Source organism: Methylobacterium sp. J-001, from assembly GCF_022829565.1.
Lineage (GTDB): Bacteria > Pseudomonadota > Alphaproteobacteria > Rhizobiales > Beijerinckiaceae > Methylobacterium.
Genome location: NZ_JAKSYN010000119.1, coordinates 1 through 18283, shown reverse-complemented (window position 1 = coordinate 18283; position 18283 = coordinate 1). Strand labels below are relative to the sequence as shown.

Sequence of the window (18283 nt, the reverse complement as noted above, 5' to 3'; positions counted from 1 at the left end):
TGGCCGAACAGTCCAGCATTCCAACCCGAGTAAAGGCGTAAGGACGCAGGCCGAAACAGGGTGGACCTATGGCGTCTGCCGCCGGTTTCCCCCGCTCATCACACAATGGATAATACCAATGCTTGATCGCGCTCGGCAGCTGATCATGATCAACCCGCTTGGGGTATCGGCAGTCCTGGGATTGGGGGCCGCGATGGTGGTGCTCTATTTCGTGATGATGCCAATCGGTTGGTAGACCGAGTGCGGCGATCGATACTCGGAATCAAGCACGTCGCTCCATCCGGGCCGCCGCCCACTCCCGATCACGCTCGGCTTGCAGCCCCCGCTGCTGAGCCTCGTAGGCGGCCTGCTCGGCCAATTCCTTCAGCAGCCTACGATCCGCCGCAGCGGCTGCTCGGCGCCGTTCCGCATCAGCTTCAGCCCTCTGCCGAAGCACCTCCTCCAGGGTCGGCGGCTTCACGGGCCGCTTAGGTTTCGCCCTGGGCGGGGTCCTCCGTGCCGTGCGAGGTGGTGGGTGCGGCCAATCCATTCTTGGCGGGGCTGGCCGAGAGACACCGACGGCAGCCTTGGCTTCCGATAGTGTCATGCCGACAGACGCGGCAACGCGCTCGGCGGCGGCGAGGCCGGCAGCCCGTTCGCCGGCTGTAGCCCCGCGCTTGGCCAGAGCGAGGCACTTCTCGAAGCGGTCGCGTTCCGCCGGGGTCATGGCGAGGTTCCCAAATTCGCGGTTTTGCAGGTGCCCCGTGCGAAACTTGCGAATTTTGCGAAAGTCCGCAGGTTCAGAACGTGAACTTTCGCAGATTTCGCAATCTTCGCAGCGAGCATGCTGATTTCCGAAGTTTCACTCACGTCCGCCCGGCCACCCGGATCAGGCGCGGGCGCTCGCTCACTTCCTCCACGAGGTTGTGCTCGATCAGAGTGCGGACGGCGGCATCGGCTTCCTTCTTCGTGCGGGTCGGTGCCGGGCCGAGCCGAAGCACGTCGCTGAACTTAACCGCCGCCTCGTTGCGGTTGCCGAGCCAGTCCAACAGAGCCTTCGCCCGGAGAAGCGTCGGATCGGTCCGGCACGCCTGCTGAAGGCGCAAAGCCTCGTCGGTGTACCAAGTCGTCAGGCGCACGGCCGCGGTCATGATCTCGGCTGAGATCTGCGACGCGTGCTCATCCGCCACGATAGCCAGCACTCCGGCGATCCGTGCAGCATGCTCGGCAGCCTTGGCCGCGAAGTCCCGGATCGGACGAAGGTCGCCGCCGGCACCGCAGCGCTCCTCAATCCAGTTGTAGAAGTCGCGCCACCGGTCCTCGGCAGTGGTGCTCATCGTGAGCTCACGCGGCATCAGGCCCTGCACCCGGTCTGCCTCCGGGGCCTTCTCCAATAGGTTCAGCATACAGGCGTGGTAGCGGCGGATCTGATCGGCATCGTCCGTCGTCACGGTGCGAAACAGTCGCGTGCCGGCGATGCTGTCAGGGGCTGCCACGAGGATTCGCGACAGCAGGCCTTGGTCCCGCAACACCGGATCCGATAGGAAGGCCGCCGCCGCGTCGGGCTGCACCATCAGGTGCATGGCCAGGCGCCGCCCCTTCAGAATCGACACCCCATCAAGAGCCCGCACCCGCGTGACCGGCTTGCCGTCCCAAAGGATGGAGAACCCAGCCGCTGTGCGGAGGCGGTTTTCGGCCGCCATCCCGTGCCCAGCGGTGAACTGGCCGCCCTCGGCTGTGAACACCCCGAGTGCGGGCGGCATGTTGGGCCAGCTCTTCACTAAGCCTTCGAAGGTTGGCTCGGCGGAGGTGAGCACCGGCCACACTGGCGCTTGCGGTTCGGGGCCGAGTTCCGTCAGCAAAACCTTGCGAGCCTCAAAAACCAGCTTCCGATCGTTCTCGATCTTTTTCTTCTCGGCCGACCAAGCGGCATGCGTGACCGTCCAGTCCTGATAGGCGCGGCCGTGGGTTTCCTGCAGCGCATCCTCGCGCCGGCAGACCGACCACAGCGCCTCGTTGTCTGTGGTGGTCTTTCGGTCACCAGAGAAGGCGCTGCTGACGAGATAGAGGCTCAGCGGCCGGCGTTGCCCATAAGGCATGCGAACGTCGGCATGGGCCTGCGCAGCCAGCGAGGCGGCGGCGAGCACCGACTGGGCGGCGATAGCGGCCGGAGCCTGAACCTTGCGGGCGATGGCACGGGCGGCTTCACCGAGGATCGGGCCAAGCGCATCTAGTGGGTACGGCTCGGCAGGCGGCAGGGGTGGGAACAGCGGTAGCCGTTCCAACTGGACTCGGCCGTAATTGTCCTGTCCATTAGGGGGTAGCCGATCAAGTTCGGCGGCGAAATGATGCGCTCTCATACGCACGCCTCCTGATTCGAGTGGGTGTGGGAGGCAGGCGCGGGCTGACGCCGCTGGCGCTCGCGTTCCAACTGCTCGGTCAGATCACCGAGCAGGTTGAGGGCGGCACGGAATTCGGCCGCGGCGCATTTCATCGAGTACCGGAGGCCGGCGTCGTCGCGCATGGCCGCATAGTCGCCGGCCATGTTGGCACGCATGCTGACGAGGGCCATCAGCTCGGAAATATGAGCCCGGTACTTGTCCGGGTCGCCATAGGCGTAGTCGTTGGGGTTGAGGGTTGGGGCGGTCACTGGCGCCCCCAACGATCGGTGGTCGTGAACGCCAGTTCGGCGACTAAGTTGGCCACGGACGGCGTCAGACCGAAGCGGGCGGCGAGGTAGTCTTGTCGGAGCGCTTGGGCTGGCGTATCTCTTTGAATGTCGACCTGGCAGAAGACATTCTTAGAGACCCGCCGCAGCCCGCGCTGTGCGCGGGTTTTCTGCTTCATGGCTTATGCGGCCTCCTTCTTGGCCTGTCGGGCCTCGAAGGCCTGCAGGTCGGCCAGCCGCCAGTAGCGGCGCCCGTTGATGCGGATCGGCTGGGGAAATTCAAGTTTCGGGTCGGCCAGCCACCGGAAGATCGTCATGTCCGACACGCCGTAGCGGGCGCGGGTGATCGTGGTCGGCAGCAAGTCTTCGTTGGAATTTGTGACAGCAAGTGGCATTGCGTGGCTCCTTGTTAGGGCACGCTCACGATGAGTAGATTGGAGGCCGAGATGGGAGGTCGAAACCTACGCGATTTTAAGGGGTAGGTTTTACCCCCTGAAGCTACGGTCCTGGTCGGCGCACCCAGGTTAAGCCATCTTCGGCTAATTCAAACGCTTTAGCCGCAGTCTTGATTGCACTAGTCCAAGCGTCGCTGTTATCTTTCAGCCCATCGCTCAAACTGGCCGCGCCACTAGCAACGAAGCCAACAAAGCGAGCGCTGTCTTTGGCCGAGATCTTCAATCGGGTCAGCATTGTCCAGCCCTGCGAAATCCCGAACACAAAACCAACACGCCAAGGATCGCCCGGTCGACCGCCAGTATCGATAGCTTCCGGTGTCAACCGATCTACGATGCGTAGCAGAGCATCATGAGCGTTGCGCAGAGTATCTACTTCCAAGGATAAGTTGTTTTGCGCGGCCGTCGCTCGTGCCCCGGGGGCGGTATAGCGGCCAGCAGAAAGGTCGATTGCATGCGCAGCTATAAAATCTGCCAGCATTGCAGAAATCGACTTCGCGTCCGCTAGCGCTATTTTGGCAGCCGCCTTTGCCGAAGGCTCCGTTCCGAGCTTGTACCGTGCATAATAGTCGGCCCAGCGACATCCATCGACAACGCTTTGGCGGCCGCCCCAAAGCGCATCGGAGTGCGTCATACCTTCCTCACCCGCAGCTTGCTGCTCCGGCGTGATAATCCGGATATGTCCATCATCAATGAGTTGGCCGACTTCCAGATCAATCGGGAGGCGGCCGTTGGGCATTTGTGGCTGGGACGAAGGGACGAGTTCGTCTGCTAGCAATCGGGTCTGCGCCGCCTGGAACGTGCTGCTAGGCGGCCTCGCTCTGTCCCCGAAGGCCTCCTGCCGCCGACGAGTGCTCCGAATGAGCTGCTTCAGATGCTGGTTGTTCGGATCCTGCCGCAGCTGACCTTTCAGGTATTCCACGATGTCAAAATCGTCGGTCACTGGGTGCCTCCGGTCAGATCACCAACGTGCGCTGCCCATGCCTCCAGCGCCGCCCGCTTCTCATCGAGGTACTGATACTTGTTGTAGACGGCGGCCACGCCGCTCACGGCCCCGGTGGCGTGATTCAACACCGCCTCGGTGACGTGGATCGGTTGACGGAGGCGGGCCATGCCGGTGCTGCCGGTGCGTCGCAGATCGTGCAGACGCCAGGGAGCGAAATCGACGCCTTCGGGGTCGTGGCCAGCGTCCACGGCCTCCTGCCGAGCGATCTCCATGATCACGGCATCGAGCTTCGCCTTGTTCTTCGCGAAATTGCTCGACGCGGTCGCGCCGTCGGTGGTCAGGACGAAGCCGGCTCGGCCAGCGATGCGCGGCGCGGTCACCAGGATCTCGCAGGCCGAGAAAGGTAGGGGCACCAGATGCTCCCGGCTGTTCTTTGTCCGCGCGGCCGGCAGCGTCCACAAGCCGTCTGCGTCAACCTCGGCCCAGGTCATGCGCGCGACCTCGTCACGCCGCTGGGCTGTCAGCAGCAGGAGCTGCACGAGCGTTCCGAACGGGTAGCCGATCCGATCCGCTGCCCGCCAAACAAGGCGCACCTCGGCATCGCTGAGCACGCGATCTCGGCTTGCCTCGGCCAACGGTGGCTTGAGCCGGAGGAACGGTGTGGTCTCGATGACCTCTCTCTCCAGTGCCCAGTTGAACAGAGCACGGGCCGCCGAGAACACGCGGTTGGCCCCGACACCCATACCAGCGTCCGTGAGCGCATCCGTGAGGGCGATGGCGTCCTTCCGGGTGATCTCACCGATGCGGCGGTCACCCCAACGGGCGACGACGTGGTTGCGAAGCAGCGCCTCGGCCTCAGCGGCGTAGCGAGGCTTGCTGTTCGGCTTGAGGTGACGCTCGACGTACTCCGCGGCGATCACCCGGACGGTGTCGCGCTCGGCCGCCTGGGCGGCCTCCACGGCGGCTTTCTTCTCTAGGACCGGATCTCGACCGCGCGCCGCCATCTGCAGCGCCTCTCGGGCGGCAGCACGCGCCGATCCCAGATCGAACAGCGGGTAGGGGCCGATCGTGAATTTCCGAGTCTTGCCGCCGAAGCGGTAGCGCACGGCCCAGGACTTCGCACCGCTCGGCTGCACGACGAGATAGAAGCCGGGCAGGGCGGCGTCGGGGATCTCGACCCGGCCCGCTGACTGCGGCTTATGGCGTTCGACACTCTGCATGGTCAGGACCTTTGCGACCACCAGACTTCGCCCTCCGGGTAACAGCAGGGTATCACGAAACGCCCGTTAAGGAGCGTTCGGCGCTGTTAGCCATTGTGGTATTGTCTGGCGCAAAAGCCAAGCGATGACAGTGCTTTGGGATCGAAATTCTGTCCGGGATTGTTCGGTGCTGTTATCCCGGCTTACCAGACTACGAATCTGGGGGTCAGAGGTTCGAATCCTTTCGGGCGCGCCATCTTTCTGTGAACCAATACATTCAGCCATGATCGCGGGCCGTTGTTGTTAAACGGTGCGGTAGATCAGGCGCTGTGCTGCTTATACCCATTCATCCTTAATCGCATCGGCTTTCCAGGGTCGAAATAGTCTTTGCTCGCTTCGAGGGCTGCCGCTGCTTCGAGCGCCGGGCTCCGCTGCGCCCTTGCAACAAGCCGCCGCCAGGGCTGGAGCGTCTTGTCTCCGTCCCCGGGGCTGCTGCGATCACAGATTGATGGTCACGTCGAGGCCGATCCCCGCGCCCGGCGATTCCCGGATCCACCGGCCGTACCGATGCTGCGTGAGCGTTCCATCGGCGCTGCCGGCAGCAGGCCGTGGAGCGCCATGCCGACCAGCATTGCGACGACGAAGACCAGGACCGGGGCCGCGGCCGTCGACAGCGCCGCTACCGCAGGGCCGGGGCAGAAGCCCGACACGCCCCAGCCGATCCCGAACAGGGCGGCGCCGAGGATTAGCGGCGCATCGATCCGGTGCCGGGCCGGAAGGTCGAACCAGGTATCCAGCACCGGGCCGCGGAGGCGCCGGCTCAAAAGGTAGCCGAGCCTAGATACCGTCACGGCGCCGCCGAGGACGAAGACCAGGCTGGGATCCCAGGCGCCCGCCACATCGAGGAAGCCCCGCACCCGGGCCGGGTCGAGCATGCCCGAGAGCGCCAGGCCGAGCCCGAAGATGAGGCCCGCGGCCAGGGCCGCCAGGCTGCGCAGGGCCGCGCTCACGCCAGCACCCGCAGGGCCGCGACCGTCAGCATGCCGGTGGCGAGGAAGACCAGCACCGCCGTGATCGAGCGCGGCGACAGCCGGGCGAGCCCGCATACTCCGTGCCCGGAGGTGCAGCCGGATCCGAGACGGGTGCCGAAGCCGACCAGCAGGCCGGCGAACGCCAGGGCGGGCAGGCCCGCGGCGATTCGCATCTCGGGCCAGTGTCCGGCCAGCAGCGCGAAGGCCGGGGGCCCGAGGATCAGGCCGAGTACGAAGGCAGCGTCGGCGAGCCAGCGCGCGCTTCCCGGCCGACCGAGTCCGGCGACCAAGCCGCTGATCCCGGCGATCCGGCCGTTCAACAACAGGAGCATCGCGGCCGACAGGCCGATCAGCAGGCCGCCCGCGAGGGGTGGAAGATAGGGGTTCATGGCGGTCTCGCGTCGCGAATCGGGGGTCGCCCCCGCGGTCCCAGGCTGTCGGGTTAGCGCCGGGGCTTTCGCGGAACAAGCCTTGCCAAACGCCGTTAATCGGTCAATTATCGAGCGAATTCAGTGCTTTAGTGAAAATCATGCTCCTCCCGGGGCAATCCGCGAACGAAACCTTCTCTGCCCATGCGGGCCGGGCGGAAGGGCATTCCCGGGACGGCTCGGTGCCTCGCCGGCTCCGCTTCGGACACCAGAATCGGGTCGGCAGGATCGGCCCTCGCAACGACGACAGCGCGAAAGGTTCAGCGACGATGGCGCAAGGTGATCAGGTGGTGTTCCAGCGGCTCGACCTCGCGGAGATCCTGGGGATCTGGCGTCATGCGCGGGGGCGGATCGTCGGCATCCACCAGCAGAGCGACCACTCGGCCACGGTCGACGTAAAGTTCGAAGGGCATGAGACGCTCGAACGCTATCTGGCCGACCTGTTCGAGCTGGTGCCTTGATGCGGCGCATCAATCGGGCTCTCCGGACGTGACCGCTTCGGCCGCGATCCCGCCGCCGCGCACCTCCGGCCGCGGCACCGTCGAGGGCGACCTGTGGGCCGAACTCCGCGCCGAGGCCGAGGCCGTGCTGGTCGAGGAGCCGCTCTATGCCGGGATCATCCAGGCGACGATCCTGGACCAGCGCAGCCTCGCCCAGGCCTTCGCGTACCGCCTCGCCCACCGTCTGGGTGACGGCGACCTCGCGCGTCTGTCGATGCGCGATCTCTGCCTCTCCGCCTTCGAGGCGGATCCCCATGCCGGAGCGAATGCCGCCCGCGACCTGATCGCCATCCGCGAGCGAGACCCGACCTGCCGCCGCTATCTCGATCCGTTCCTGTTCTACAAGGGCTTGGCGGCACTGGAGGCCTATCGGGTCGCCCATTGGCTCTGGCACCAGGGCCGGGCGACGCTGAGCCTGCATGTCCAGAGTCGCATCTCCGAGGTGTTCGGCTGCGACATCCACCCGGCTGCCCGGATCGGCTCGGGGGTGTTCATCGACCATGCCACCGGGGTCGTGATCGGCGAGACCACGGTGGTCGCCGACGACGTGTCGATCCTCCAGTCGGTGACGCTGGGCGGTAACGGCAAGGAGAGTGGCGACCGGCATCCGAAGGTCGAGCGCGGGGTCCTGTTGAGCGTCGGCGCCAAGGTCCTCGGCAACATCCGCGTCGGCGAAGGCGCCAAGGTCGCCGCCGCCGCCGTGGTGCTGCACGACGTGCCACCCCACACCACCGTGGCGGGCGTGCCCGCCCGCGTGGTCTCGCGCCTTGCCGCCGGCGAGGAGCCCGCACGGACCATGGACCAGTCCTTCGGCTTCGGGGACGGGATCTGATCCCGGCAAGGAAAATTTTTCTCTGTTAGGTTTGTCGCCGATCCTTGAGGATCTGCGGCTCATGGAGAATGCAATTCTCTCAGAATGAAGCATCGCGCTGATATTTTCCTAGGGTGAGCGCGTTTTTCAGCGGTGCTTTTCCCAAAACACAGATAAATAAGAATAATAGTTTCGTTGACCGAGTGAGGAATCAAAGATTACCTTGGATTTGCTGGATCGCGGAAGCGGCGGTCACAGTGTCGCGTTAGTGTCGCAGCGGCGGACGACCATGGGTCTGCACGACAAATCGAATCTTATGCAGGGCGGCGCGGTCATCTGATCCTGCCGACACCCATTTAATCTTGCGCTCAGCCCGTATCGACTGCGTGGCAGCTCGCGAAGACGCGGGCCGATGCGGCGCGCCCATCATTGAGAAGAAAGAGGACGAACGATGAGTGGACCGGGTCTGAGCGTGAGCGCCACGGCGGCACGCAATCTTGCGACAGCCACCGTCACGTCGGTCCAGAACGCGGCCAACACGCCGCGCTGGCTCCTGCGGCTCCTGCCCTTCGTGGACGTTGCCGGCGGCGTCTACCGCGTGAACCGCCGCGCCGTCGTTCTGGCCCGCCCCGGCCGCGTCGACCTCGTCACCGAGCACAAGGACCGGGCGATCCGTCCCGCCTCGCTGCGGGCCGTGCCGCTGTTCAGCCGCCTGGGCGATGCCGAGCTGACGAAGATTGCGGAGCGCTTCACCGAGAGCAGGCACAAGGCCGGCAAGATCATCCATGAGGAGGGTGCCGGCACCCGCAGCCTGACCGTGGTGGCGGACGGCACGGTCGAGCTGACCTTCTCGGGCCCCTACAAGGGACGGTTGCGGCAGGGTCTGGCCACCCGGGGCGACTATTTCGGTGACACCGACCTGCTCGGCGCGGGCGCACCCACCCCGGCCGTGAAGGCGCTCTCGGCCGTCACCCTGCTGACCCTCGATCCGGACGCCCTCGAGAACGACGAGATCCGCGCCAAGATCGCCCAGTACCGGGACGAGCAGGAGCGGCTAAAGGGCCATACCAGCTCCCATGGCGAGCAAGGCATCGAGCTGCTGGCGGTTCATACCGGCGAGCCGCGCCTGCCGACCACCTTCGTCGACTATGAATCGCATCCGCGCGAGTATCACCTGTCGACGATCCAGACGATCCTCAACACCCATACCCGGGTGACCGACCTCTACTCGAACGAGATCGATCAGCTCCGCGAGCAGATCCGCCTCACCGTCGACGCGGTGAAAGAGCGCGAGGAGTGGGAGCTGCTCAACAACTCGCAGTTCGGCCTCCTGAACGAGGTCGGCCCGCGCCAGCGCATCCCCACCCGCGGCGGCCCGCCCACCCCGGACGATCTCGACGAGCTGCTGACCCTGGTCTGGAAGAAGCCCGCCTTCTTCGTCGCGCATCCGCGCGCCATCGCGGCTTTCGGCCGTGAGGCCACCCGCCGCGGCGTGCCACCGGTCGTCGTCCATCTGTTCGGCGCGCCGTTCATCACCTGGCGCGGCGTCCCGCTGGTGCCGAGCGACAAGCTGCCGATCGACATCGATCCGGTCACTGGCGCCGAGACCACCTCGATCCTGCTGCTGCGCGTCGGCGAGGGCGAGCAGGGCGTGGTTGGCCTGCAGAAGTCGGGCGTGACCGGCGAGATCGAGCCCGGCCTGTCGGTGCGCTACATGGGCACCAACGATCACTCGATCGCCTCGCACCTGGTGACCCGCTACTTCTCGGCCGCCGTGCTGGTCGAGGACGCGATCGCCCGCCTCGATAACGTCCTCCTCGGCAACTACCATGACTATGCCTGAGGGACTGGCCTTCGGTCGACCGGAGGCGAGCCCGGCGGAGCTCGCCCATAGCGATCTCATCGGGCGCCTCGCCCGCGAGATCTACCAGCAGGGGCAGGCCGCGAGCCAGCCCCTCGCCCCGACGCTGCCCGCGGGACCCCAGGTCCCGCAGGCCCTCGAAGGCCTGCCTCAGGGACCGGGCGGCGCCCCGTTCCCGAGCGCGGCCACGGGGACCCCCTCGGTTCCGGCGGGGGGGCAACCCTCCGGCCTGCAGCCGGACGGCTCCACACTCGCGGCCCGCTCGTTCGGCGGGCCAGCCCTCGGCGTGCCGGGCCTCACCGGCCCGACCGTGCCGAACTACGCCCCCGCGAGCCCGGCTTTCTTCGACGTGGCCGCGATCCCGCCGGTCCATCCGGCGAGCCCGCGCCCGGTCCTGCCGGACTTCGCGTTCCCGAACGCGCCGACGGCCTTCCCGGGCGGTCCCGACCTGCACCGCCAGGTCGCCGGGGATCATCCCCGGGCCAACGCCTTCGCGCACGCGGTCGCGCCGCAACTGGTGCCGGCCGACCCGTCGCGGCCCGGCGGTGACGTCGCCCAGGAAAGCTTCGCCCGGACCGGGCACCTGTCCCGGGCGCCCGAGGCGCCGGTCTCCGACTATTACTTCCTGAATGCCGGCCCGAGCCCGGCCCGCAAGGCGCCGACCAGTCCCCGGGTCGAGCCCGCCCGCTATCCGGGTCCCGCCCCGCGGCTGACGGCGCAGGGGTCGAGCCCGGTGGCGGCGCCGTTCGACGTGGAGCATGTCCGCCGAGACTTCCCGGCCCTGCACCAGAGCGTCAACGGCCATCCGCTGGTCTGGCTCGACAACGCCGCCACCACCCACAAGCCGCAGGCCGTGATCGACGCGACCTCGGAGTTCTACGGGCGGCACAACTCGAACATCCACCGGGCCGCCCACACCCTGGCGGCGCGCTCCACGGACCTGTTCGAGGGCGGCCGCGAGGCGGTGCGCCGCTTCCTCAACGCGCCCTCGAAGGACGACATCGTCTTCCTGCGCGGCACCACGGAGGCGATCAACCTCGTCGCTAATTCCTTCGGCCGGGCCAATATCGGCCCGGGGGACGAGATCATCGTCTCGACCATCGAGCACCACGCCAACATCGTGCCCTGGCAATTGCTCGCGCAGGCCACCGGGGCGACGATCCGGGTGATCCCGGTCAACGACCGGGGCGAGATCATCTTCGAACAATACGCGGCCCTGCTCTCGGGCCGGACGAAGATCGTCTCGGTGACCCATGTGGCGAACGCGCTCGGCACCGTGAACCCGGTGCGGGAGATCATCGCGCTCGCTCACGCCTACGGGGTGCCCGTACTGGTCGATGCGGCGCAATCCTCGCCGCACATGCCGCTGGACGTGCAGGCCCTCGACGCCGACTTCCTGGTCTTCTCCGGGCACAAGGTGTTCGGGCCGACCGGGATCGGGGCACTCTACGGCAAGACGCACCTGCTCGCGGCGATGCCACCCTGGCAGGGCGGCGGGCACATGATCGAGGACGTCACCTTCACCCGGACCGTCTACAAGGGCGCCCCGGAGAAGTTCGAGGCGGGCACGCCGGACATCGCGGGTGCGGTCGGCCTCGGTGCGGCGCTCGACTATCTGGAGCGGATCGGCCTGCCGGCGATCGCCGCCTACGAGCACGATTTGCTGGACTACGCGCAGGCCGGCCTCGCCGAGGTAAAGGGCCTGCGCCTGATCGGCACGGCCCGCGAGAAGGCGAGCGTGATGTCCTTCGTGATCGAGGGGCAGGAAAACGAGGCGGTGGCCCACCATCTCGACGCGCACGGCATCGCGGTGCGCTCGGGCCATCACTGCGCCCTGCCGGCCCTGCGCCGGTTCGGGGTCGACCAGTCGGTGCGGGCGTCGCTGGCCTTCTACAACACCAAGTCCGACGTCGACGTGTTCCTGAAGGCGCTGCATAGCCTGCCGCGACACTGAGCCGTTCCCGCGACGAGACAGACTGAACCGAAGACCGGCCGGACCCCGAAAGGTCCGGCCGGTCTTCCTGTTCTGGACGGTGGCGTTTCTCGCGTGTGCAGTGCGCCGTAGGCGATGGTGACCCTGTGCGTCGGCTGGCACTCGCTCGGGTGGTCGTCGGACCCACCTGAGTCGTGGATGGCTTAGTTCTGCGGTTCGTCGGGAGATGCCCTGGGGCCTACGCATGCGGGAAACGCGAAATCATTCGCGATCCACCACCTGGCGAGCAGGGTCTTCTCGTATTCCGCGGGTTGCGGCGGGACTTATTCTTTAGTCCCCGAAATTTTCGAAAGACGCTTTCGTTGACGCTCTGCGCCTAGGGGCAGACCATCCTGGCATTCTTTGCGGCCCTCGCCGCAGCCGTCGTCGGCCTCGATGGCTTGCCGCAACCATCGCCGCTCCGGCCCCGCCACGGAGATCTTTCATGAGTCTGCTGTCCCCGGAGGCCGTCGAGTTCATCGGCTTCGTCGCCCCCCGCCACACTTCCGAGATCCATCCGGCGCAAGGTCCGGCGATCGACCGGGATTACCTGAAGCTCCTGGCCCAGGCGCATGAATGGGGCGGGTTCGACCGGGTGCTGGTGGCGTTCCATTCGACGTCGCCGGACGCCCTGCTGCTCGCCACTCAGGTCGCCGCCGTCACCGAGCGGCTCGGGCTGATGATCGCCCACCGCACCGGCTTCACGGCGCCCACCGTGGCGGCCCGGCAATTCGCGACCCTCGATCAGCTCACCGGCGGTCGGGTCGCGATCCACGTGATCAGCGGCGGCGACGACCGGGAGCTGGCCCAGGACGGCGACCACCTCACCAAGGACGAGCGCTACGCCCGCACCGGTGAGTTCCTGGACATCGCCCGCCAGAGCTGGACCGCCGCGGCGCCATTCGACTACGCGGGCGCGTTCTACAGGGTGGAACGGGGCTTCTCCGAGGTGAAGCCGGTCGATGCCATCCCGGTCTATTTCGGGGGCGCCTCGCCGGCGGCTCTGGCGGTGGCCGGCCGGCACGCCGACACCTACGCCCTGTGGGGCGAGACCCAGGCCCAGGTCCGGGAGCTGATCGGGCGCGTCCAAGACGCCGCCGCGCCGCATGGGCGCCAACCGCGCTTCAGCCTGTCGGTCCGGCCGATTCTGGCCGAGACCGAGGCGCAGGCCTGGGCTCGCGCGGAGGATATCCTGGCCCGGACCCGTGCCGCCCGGGCGGCACGGGGCGTCGGTGCGGCCGCCGCGCCGCAGAACGAGGGCTCGCGCCGGCTGCTGGCGGCGGCGGCCGCAGGCTCGCGCCTCGACAAGCGCCTGTTCACCGCCATCGCGGCCGAGACCGGGGCGGCGGGCAATTCCACCGCCCTGGTCGGGACGCCCGAGCAGGTGGCCGAGGCGCTGCTCGACTATCACGACCTCGGAGTGCGCACCTTCCTGATCCGCGGCTTCGATCCGCTGGAGGACGCGATCCAGTACGGCCGGGAGCTGCTACCGGCCTTCAAGGCCGCGCTCGCGGCCCGCGGCCGCGCCGCCGAGGCCGCCTGATGCGCGCCGCGATCCTGATTCTTGTCGCCCTCCTGGCCGTCGGGCCGGCCCGGGCGGACGACGTGCTGCGGATGGGCGACCAGCGCGGCAATGCCCGCGCCCTGATGGAGGCGGCGGGCGTCCTTGAGGGCCTGTCCTACCGGCTCGAATGGAGCGAGTTCCCCGCGGCCGCACCGCTTCTCGAAGCGCTGAACGCCGGGGCGATCGATGCGGGCGGGGTCGGCGACGCGCCGTTCACCTTCGCGGCCGCCGCCGGGGCGCCCGTGAAGGCGTTCATGGCGTTCCGCAATCGGCAGGACGGGCTGGCGATCCTGGTGACGCCGGATTCGCCGATCCGGAGCGTGGTGGATCTCAGGGGCAAGCGCATCGCCACCAACCGCGGCTCCATCGGCCACCAGGTGGTGCTGGCGGCCCTGGAGGAGGCGGGGCTGCCGTTCGACAGCGTCGTGTTCAGCTTCCTGCCGCCGGCGGACGCCAAGATCGCCCTCGCCTCCGGGTCCGTGGATGCCTGGGCGACCTGGGAGCCCTACACCTCCACGGCGGAGCTCGCCGGCCTGACCCGGGTGGTCCGGGACGGCAACGGCATCACCCCAGGCCTGATTTTCACGGTGGCGCGCGACAGCGCTCTGACGGACAAGCGGCCCCTCCTCGCCGATTTCGCCGCGCGCCTCGCCCGGGCGCGGGCCTGGGCGCTCAAGGACCCGGCGCCTTACGCGAAGGTCTGGTCGAAGCTGATCGGCCTGCCGGAGGCGGTGCCTTTGCGCTGGTTCGGCCGCGCCGGCTACCGGACCGTGCCGATCGACGCCGACGTGATCGCCGACGAGCAGCGCACCATCGACCTCTACGTCCGCGCCGGCCTGATCCCGAAGGCTCGCGCCCCGCGGGCGGCGGCGATCTTCGACACGGGGTTTTCCCAGGCCCCGTCGCAAGCCCTGTCCGAAGCCCCGGCGGCGGTGCAATGATGGCCGGTCCCCCCGGATCAGAGGTCCTGACGATGCACGACACCGGCGACGGCCATACCCATGCCCACGACCACACGCACGACCATGATCACGATCATCCTGCGGGGGAGGGGGCGGCGCGCTGGAAGCATGACGGCGTGCGGGTGATCCCGGGCGACCAGCTCGACAGCAACACCGCGCAGACCCCGGGCATGTTCCGGCAGGCGGCGGTCAACGCCGCCCGGGTCGGCGCCCAGAAGATCTGGGCCGGCACGGTGGCGATCCAGCCCGACGCCAAGACCGGCGTGCATCATCACGGCGCCCTGGAAAGCGTGATCTACGTGGTCTCCGGCCGCGCCCGGATGCGCTGGGGCGAGCGGCTCGAATACGTGGCCGAGGCCGGGCCGGGGGATTTCATCTTCGTGCCGCCTTTCGTGCCGCACCAGGAGATCAACGCCTCCACGGACGAGCCCCTGCACTGCGTGCTGGTGCGCTCGGACAACGAGGCCGTGGTGGTCAACATCCCGGATGTCGAGCCGGTGGAGCGGCCCGAATCTGTCCACTGGGTCGACCCGATCCACAAGCACCCGTGAGCACCTGCGGAGCGCAGCCATGAATCGGGCAGAGCCATGAGTCGAGACCGCCAGCTGCATCTCGGCGCGTTCATGCGCCCGGTGGGGATCCACACGGCCTGGTGGCGCTATCCCGGCGGCTATCCGGACGCGAATTTCAACTTCGAGCACCTGACGCATTTCGCCCGGCGGCTGGAGGCGGCGAAGTTCGACGCCTTCTTCATGGCCGACCATCTGGCGGTGATGAACATGCCGATGGCGGCGCTACGCCGCTCGGCCACCGTGACCTCGTTCGATCCGCTGACGCTGCTGCCGGCTTTGGCCGCGCTCACGTCGCGGATCGGGCTGATCGCCACGGCCTCGACCACCTACAACGAGCCCTACCATGTGGCCCGGAAGTTCGCCTCCCTCGACCACATCTCGAAGGGCCGGGCCGGCTGGAACCTCGTCACCTCGGGCAACCCGGACGAGGCGCTGAATTTCGGCCGCGACGCGCATCTCGACCATGCCGTGCGCTACGCCCGGGCGCGCGAGTTCTACGACGTGGTCACCGGCCTGTGGGATTCCTGGGCCGACGCCGCCTTCCTGATGGATCCGGAGAGCGGCCTGTTCTTCGATTCCAGCAAGCTGCACGTCCTCGACCACCGGGGCGAATTCCTGACGGTGAAGGGGCCGCTCAACGTCGCCCGGCCGGTTCAGGGCTGGCCGGTAATCGTCCAGGCCGGCGCCTCCGAGGCCGGAAAGCAGATCGCGGCCGAAACCGCCGAGATGGTGTTCGGCGCCAGCTCCACCCTGGAGGCCGCGCAGGCCTACTATGCCGACGTGAAGGGCCGGATGCCGGCGCTGGGGCGCGATCCCGAGCACCTGAAGATCCTGCCCGGCGCCCTGGTGATCCTGGGCGAGACCGAGGCCGAGGCCCAGGCCAAGCGGGCGCGCCTCGACGACCTGGTCCATCCCGACAGCGGGCTCGCCAACCTGTCGGTGCGGCTCGGGGTCGACGCCTCCGGCTTCGATCTCGACGCGCCCCTGCCCGAGATCCCCGAGACCAACGCCAGCAAGACCAGCCAGGCGCAGATCCTGGACTATGCCCGCCGGACCGGCGCCACCGTGCGCGACCTCGCCCGCAAGGTCGGGGCCTATGCCGGGCTCCATTTCGTCGGGACACCCGCCCAGGTCGCGGACCGGATGGAGGAATGGCTGGAGGGCCGCGGCTGCGACGGCTTCAACGTGATGTTCCCGTTCGTGCCCGAGGGGCTCGACGACGTGGTCGACACGCTCGTGCCGGAACTGCAGCGGCGCGGCCTGTTCCGGCGGGACTATGCCGGCACGACCCTGCGCGACCATCTCGGCCTGCCGCGCCCGCCGAACCGGTTCTTTGCATCGGAGGCGCCGGGGCGCGCGTGATGGAGAGCCGCGTCGGCGGCGCTCCGCGCGGTGCTTACCGCTTCACCTTGGCCTTGCGAGCGGCGAAGCGGGCGTCGCGGGTCGCCTTCTGCTCGGCGGCCAAAGCGGCCTGCCGCTCGACCTTCTCGGCGGCCTGACGGACGATCTCGGCCGCCGCGCGCTCCTGCTCCGCGAGTTGTTCCGCCGCGCGGACCGCCTCGGCGGCGGCGCGGGCCGTTTCCCGCTCGCTCACCCGCACCTCGCGGGCCTCGGCGACCGCCTGGCGCTCGGCCTGCCGGGCGAGGACGGCCGGATCGTCGGCCGCCGGACGGGCACGGAACTGAGCCAGCCGCTCCTCTTTGGCCTTCGCGCCGGCCTCTAGACGATCAGAAAGCTGCGTTTCTTTGAATTGACCCACGTAGACTCCTCGCGCGCCGCAGCGCGGGTATCAGAAACAGAAGAAGCCGCTCCACACAGGGAACGGCTTCGAAACGCATCCTCGAAAGAGGTGCGAGGTTCAGGCGGCCTGAAGGCTGCCGGCGGACTGCTTGCCGCTGCGACGGTCGGTTTCCATCTCGTAGGAGATCTTCTGACCCTCGATCAGGTTGCGCATGCCGGCGCGCTCGACCGCCGAGATGTGCACGAACACGTCCTTGCCGCCATCGTCAGGCTGGATGAAGCCGAAGCCCTTGGTCTCGTTGAACCACTTAACGGTGCCGATGCTCATAAATATTCCAACTGCTTTAGAGCATGATGCGAGACACCGGAGACCGGTCGCCCGAGATCATCATGCGGTAACAAAGGTCCAGGGCCTGCTGCTGTTGCGCTGCACCTGCCGCGAACGCTGGACGATCGAATAGGGCGAGCGCGTGCATGGCATGCGCCCGTCCGTGGTCGTCGAAAATGGGAGAGATGCAGAGCGCTCGCCCTGTTGTGGCGAGACGGCCGAATATCTGGCCAAAGATCGATTTATGATCTTTACCGCATCGGCGGGATAATCACAATCACAAAAGGGGCGTTCAGAAATTCAATGCGCAGCGCCGATGGTTCGCGATCTTTCTGCGCTTCTGTTCTGGTTTAGAAATGAAGATCTTGGCGCCGCCTACTGCAGAGCCCCGCGCGACCATATGCCGGTTCTGAGGTGGGGATTCGGGTTGCAATTGTCGGCGCGACCTCCATCGGCTCCCGGTAGCTCGTGGGGACGGGCCGCTGCGAAAAACCCCGTCTGCGGCCCATCGCTCGTGAGACGCGTTAGCACTCTTGCGCATTGAGTGCTAAGACAGCGGTCGACCCGGCGCGGGCGATTCGGTCCGCCGCCGCCTTTCCCGTCCAGGCTCCGTCATGTCGACGCGAGGCCCGCAGGCGGGACGAACAGGATGCCAAACATGAAGTTTCGCCCGTTGCACGACCGCGTGGTGCTCCGCCGCATCGAGGGCGAGGAGAAGACCAAGGGGGGGATCATCATCCCCGATACGGTCAAGGAGAAGCCGCAGGAGGGCGAGGTCGTCGCCGTCGGGCCGGGCGCGCGCGACGAGGCCGGCAAGATCAATCCCCTCGAGGTGAAGCCCGGCGACCGCGTGCTGTTCGGCAAGTGGTCCGGCACGGAGGTCAAGATCGACGGTCAGGACCTCCTGATCATGAAGGAATCCGACATCATGGGCGTCGTCGCCTAAGGGCGTCCGCCCGGACCAACGCTCCCCAAGCCCTTCGAGGCGCCCGCACCGGTGTGCCTCGGGGCCGAACGACAACAGAAGAGCCATTCCATGTCAGCCAAAGACGTACGTTTTTCCGTCGATGCCCGCGAGAAGATGCTGCGCGGCGTCGAGCTGCTCGCCAGCGCCGTGAAGGTCACGCTCGGTCCGAAGGGCCGCAACGTCGTGATCGAGAAGAGCTTCGGCGCCCCGCGCATCACCAAGGACGGCGTCACCGTCGCCAAGGAGATCGAGCTCGCCGACAAGTTCGAGAACATGGGCGCCCAGATGGTGCGCGAAGTGGCC

Annotated in this window: 20 protein-coding genes and 1 tRNA gene; 11 read left to right on the top strand and 10 right to left on the bottom strand. The window is 67.4% G+C overall.

From position 1 onward, the window contains the following. Nucleotides 1-845: 845 nt before the first annotated feature. The 6 genes from MKK65_RS13980 to MKK65_RS13955 all read right to left on the bottom strand — a co-directional run bounded on the left by MKK65_RS13980 (nucleotide 846) and on the right by MKK65_RS13955 (nucleotide 5286). Complete coding sequence (locus MKK65_RS13980) at nucleotides 846-2339, bottom strand: YfjI family protein (protein WP_279596706.1); 1494 nt, start codon at nucleotides 2337-2339, stop codon at nucleotides 846-848. Further along, the gene (locus MKK65_RS13975) at nucleotides 2336-2629 is read right to left on the bottom strand and encodes a hypothetical protein (RefSeq protein WP_243958307.1); all 294 of its coding nucleotides are present in this window, start codon (nucleotides 2627-2629) and stop codon (nucleotides 2336-2338) included. Before MKK65_RS13975 ends, MKK65_RS13980 begins: the two co-directional genes overlap by 4 nt. After that, nucleotides 2626-2826 (bottom strand): hypothetical protein, encoded by a 201-nt coding sequence (locus MKK65_RS13970; RefSeq protein ID WP_243958305.1) that lies wholly within the window; start codon nucleotides 2824-2826, stop codon nucleotides 2626-2628. Before MKK65_RS13970 ends, MKK65_RS13975 begins: the two co-directional genes overlap by 4 nt. A 3-nt stretch (nucleotides 2827-2829) precedes the next feature. After that, on the bottom strand, nucleotides 2830-3042 hold the full coding sequence (locus MKK65_RS13965; protein ID WP_243958303.1) for a helix-turn-helix transcriptional regulator: 213 nt from the start codon (nucleotides 3040-3042) through the stop codon (nucleotides 2830-2832). Between the two features lie 103 nt (nucleotides 3043-3145). Next, complete coding sequence (locus MKK65_RS13960; protein ID WP_243958301.1) at nucleotides 3146-4042, bottom strand: hypothetical protein; 897 nt, start codon at nucleotides 4040-4042, stop codon at nucleotides 3146-3148. Further along, complete coding sequence (locus MKK65_RS13955) at nucleotides 4039-5286, bottom strand: tyrosine-type recombinase/integrase (protein WP_243958299.1); 1248 nt, start codon at nucleotides 5284-5286, stop codon at nucleotides 4039-4041. Before MKK65_RS13955 ends, MKK65_RS13960 begins: the two co-directional genes overlap by 4 nt. 87 nt (nucleotides 5287-5373) lie before the next feature. Here MKK65_RS13955 and MKK65_RS13950 point away from each other — a divergent pair. Continuing rightward, nucleotides 5374-5500, top strand: a tRNA-Arg gene (locus MKK65_RS13950). A 256-nt stretch (nucleotides 5501-5756) separates the two neighbouring features. Here the strand turns inward: MKK65_RS13950 and MKK65_RS13945 are convergent. Next, nucleotides 5757-6254, bottom strand: coding sequence for a DUF6691 family protein (locus MKK65_RS13945; RefSeq protein WP_243958297.1), 498 nt, complete (start codon nucleotides 6252-6254; stop codon nucleotides 5757-5759). Next, a complete protein-coding gene (locus MKK65_RS13940) occupies nucleotides 6251-6664 on the bottom strand; it encodes a YeeE/YedE family protein (protein ID WP_243958295.1) in 414 nt (137 codons plus the stop codon). The genes MKK65_RS13945 and MKK65_RS13940 overlap by 4 nt, the downstream gene beginning before the upstream one ends. 308 nt (nucleotides 6665-6972) lie before the next feature. On the opposite strand from MKK65_RS13940, the gene MKK65_RS13935 reads away from it, so the two are divergent. The 8 genes from MKK65_RS13935 (at nucleotide 6973) to MKK65_RS13900 (ending at nucleotide 16307) form a co-directional block, all read left to right on the top strand. Beyond that, nucleotides 6973-7164 (top strand): hypothetical protein, encoded by a 192-nt coding sequence (locus tag MKK65_RS13935; RefSeq protein ID WP_058195012.1) that lies wholly within the window; start codon nucleotides 6973-6975, stop codon nucleotides 7162-7164. A gap of 28 nt (nucleotides 7165-7192) precedes the next feature. After that, on the top strand, nucleotides 7193-8035 hold the full coding sequence (cysE, locus tag MKK65_RS13930; protein ID WP_243958292.1) for a serine O-acetyltransferase: 843 nt from the start codon (nucleotides 7193-7195) through the stop codon (nucleotides 8033-8035). 430 nt (nucleotides 8036-8465) lie between these two features. Next, on the top strand, nucleotides 8466-9857 hold the full coding sequence (locus tag MKK65_RS13925; protein WP_058195010.1) for a family 2B encapsulin nanocompartment shell protein: 1392 nt from the start codon (nucleotides 8466-8468) through the stop codon (nucleotides 9855-9857). Then, a complete protein-coding gene (locus tag MKK65_RS13920) occupies nucleotides 9844-11829 on the top strand; it encodes a family 2A encapsulin nanocompartment cargo protein cysteine desulfurase (protein ID WP_243958290.1) in 1986 nt (661 codons plus the stop codon). Before MKK65_RS13925 ends, MKK65_RS13920 begins: the two co-directional genes overlap by 14 nt. Before the next feature lie 463 nt (nucleotides 11830-12292). Continuing rightward, on the top strand, nucleotides 12293-13390 hold the full coding sequence (locus MKK65_RS13915) for an LLM class flavin-dependent oxidoreductase (RefSeq protein ID WP_243958289.1): 1098 nt from the start codon (nucleotides 12293-12295) through the stop codon (nucleotides 13388-13390). Continuing rightward, nucleotides 13390-14352, top strand: coding sequence for an ABC transporter substrate-binding protein (locus tag MKK65_RS13910; protein WP_243958288.1), 963 nt, complete (start codon nucleotides 13390-13392; stop codon nucleotides 14350-14352). Before MKK65_RS13915 ends, MKK65_RS13910 begins: the two co-directional genes overlap by 1 nt. Before the next feature lie 32 nt (nucleotides 14353-14384). Further along, entirely contained in the window at nucleotides 14385-14924 is a 540-nt protein-coding gene (locus MKK65_RS13905; RefSeq protein WP_243958287.1) for a cupin domain-containing protein, read from the top strand. Between the two features lie 36 nt (nucleotides 14925-14960). Further along, on the top strand, nucleotides 14961-16307 hold the full coding sequence (locus tag MKK65_RS13900) for an LLM class flavin-dependent oxidoreductase (protein ID WP_243958286.1): 1347 nt from the start codon (nucleotides 14961-14963) through the stop codon (nucleotides 16305-16307). A 34-nt stretch (nucleotides 16308-16341) separates the two neighbouring features. Here MKK65_RS13900 and MKK65_RS13895 read toward each other — a convergent pair whose 3' ends face one another. Beyond that, entirely contained in the window at nucleotides 16342-16704 is a 363-nt protein-coding gene (locus MKK65_RS13895) for a DUF6481 family protein (protein WP_243958285.1), read from the bottom strand. Nucleotides 16705-16803: 99 nt separating this feature from the next. Further along, a complete protein-coding gene (locus tag MKK65_RS13890) occupies nucleotides 16804-17013 on the bottom strand; it encodes a cold-shock protein (protein ID WP_058195003.1) in 210 nt (69 codons plus the stop codon). Between the two features lie 658 nt (nucleotides 17014-17671). On the opposite strand from MKK65_RS13890, the gene groES reads away from it, so the two are divergent. Together groES and MKK65_RS13880 are read left to right on the top strand one after the other, a co-directional pair. Continuing rightward, entirely contained in the window at nucleotides 17672-17959 is a 288-nt protein-coding gene (gene groES / locus MKK65_RS13885) for a co-chaperone GroES (RefSeq protein ID WP_007565402.1), read from the top strand. Between the two features lie 90 nt (nucleotides 17960-18049). Next, nucleotides 18050-18283, top strand: a 234-nt coding sequence (locus MKK65_RS13880) for a TCP-1/cpn60 chaperonin family protein (RefSeq protein ID WP_279596705.1), incomplete at its 3' end; no start/stop codon positions are given.

Coding starts and splice junctions, on each gene's coding strand:
- MKK65_RS13980 (WP_279596706.1), bottom strand. CDS start 2,339: ATGAGAGCGCATCATTTCGCCGCCGAACTTGATCGGCTACCCCCTAAT.
- MKK65_RS13970 (WP_243958305.1), bottom strand. CDS start 2,826: ATGAAGCAGAAAACCCGCGCACAGCGCGGGCTGCGGCGGGTCTCTAAG.
- MKK65_RS13965 (WP_243958303.1), bottom strand. CDS start 3,042: ATGCCACTTGCTGTCACAAATTCCAACGAAGACTTGCTGCCGACCACG.
- MKK65_RS13940 (WP_243958295.1), bottom strand. CDS start 6,664: ATGAACCCCTATCTTCCACCCCTCGCGGGCGGCCTGCTGATCGGCCTG.
- MKK65_RS13935 (WP_058195012.1), top strand. CDS start 6,973: ATGGCGCAAGGTGATCAGGTGGTGTTCCAGCGGCTCGACCTCGCGGAG.
- MKK65_RS13925 (WP_058195010.1), top strand. CDS start 8,466: ATGAGTGGACCGGGTCTGAGCGTGAGCGCCACGGCGGCACGCAATCTT.
- MKK65_RS13920 (WP_243958290.1), top strand. CDS start 9,844: ATGACTATGCCTGAGGGACTGGCCTTCGGTCGACCGGAGGCGAGCCCG.
- MKK65_RS13915 (WP_243958289.1), top strand. CDS start 12,293: ATGAGTCTGCTGTCCCCGGAGGCCGTCGAGTTCATCGGCTTCGTCGCC.
- MKK65_RS13910 (WP_243958288.1), top strand. CDS start 13,390: ATGCGCGCCGCGATCCTGATTCTTGTCGCCCTCCTGGCCGTCGGGCCG.
- MKK65_RS13905 (WP_243958287.1), top strand. CDS start 14,385: ATGCACGACACCGGCGACGGCCATACCCATGCCCACGACCACACGCAC.
- MKK65_RS13900 (WP_243958286.1), top strand. CDS start 14,961: ATGAGTCGAGACCGCCAGCTGCATCTCGGCGCGTTCATGCGCCCGGTG.
- MKK65_RS13890 (WP_058195003.1), bottom strand. CDS start 17,013: ATGAGCATCGGCACCGTTAAGTGGTTCAACGAGACCAAGGGCTTCGGC.
- groES (WP_007565402.1), top strand. CDS start 17,672: ATGAAGTTTCGCCCGTTGCACGACCGCGTGGTGCTCCGCCGCATCGAG.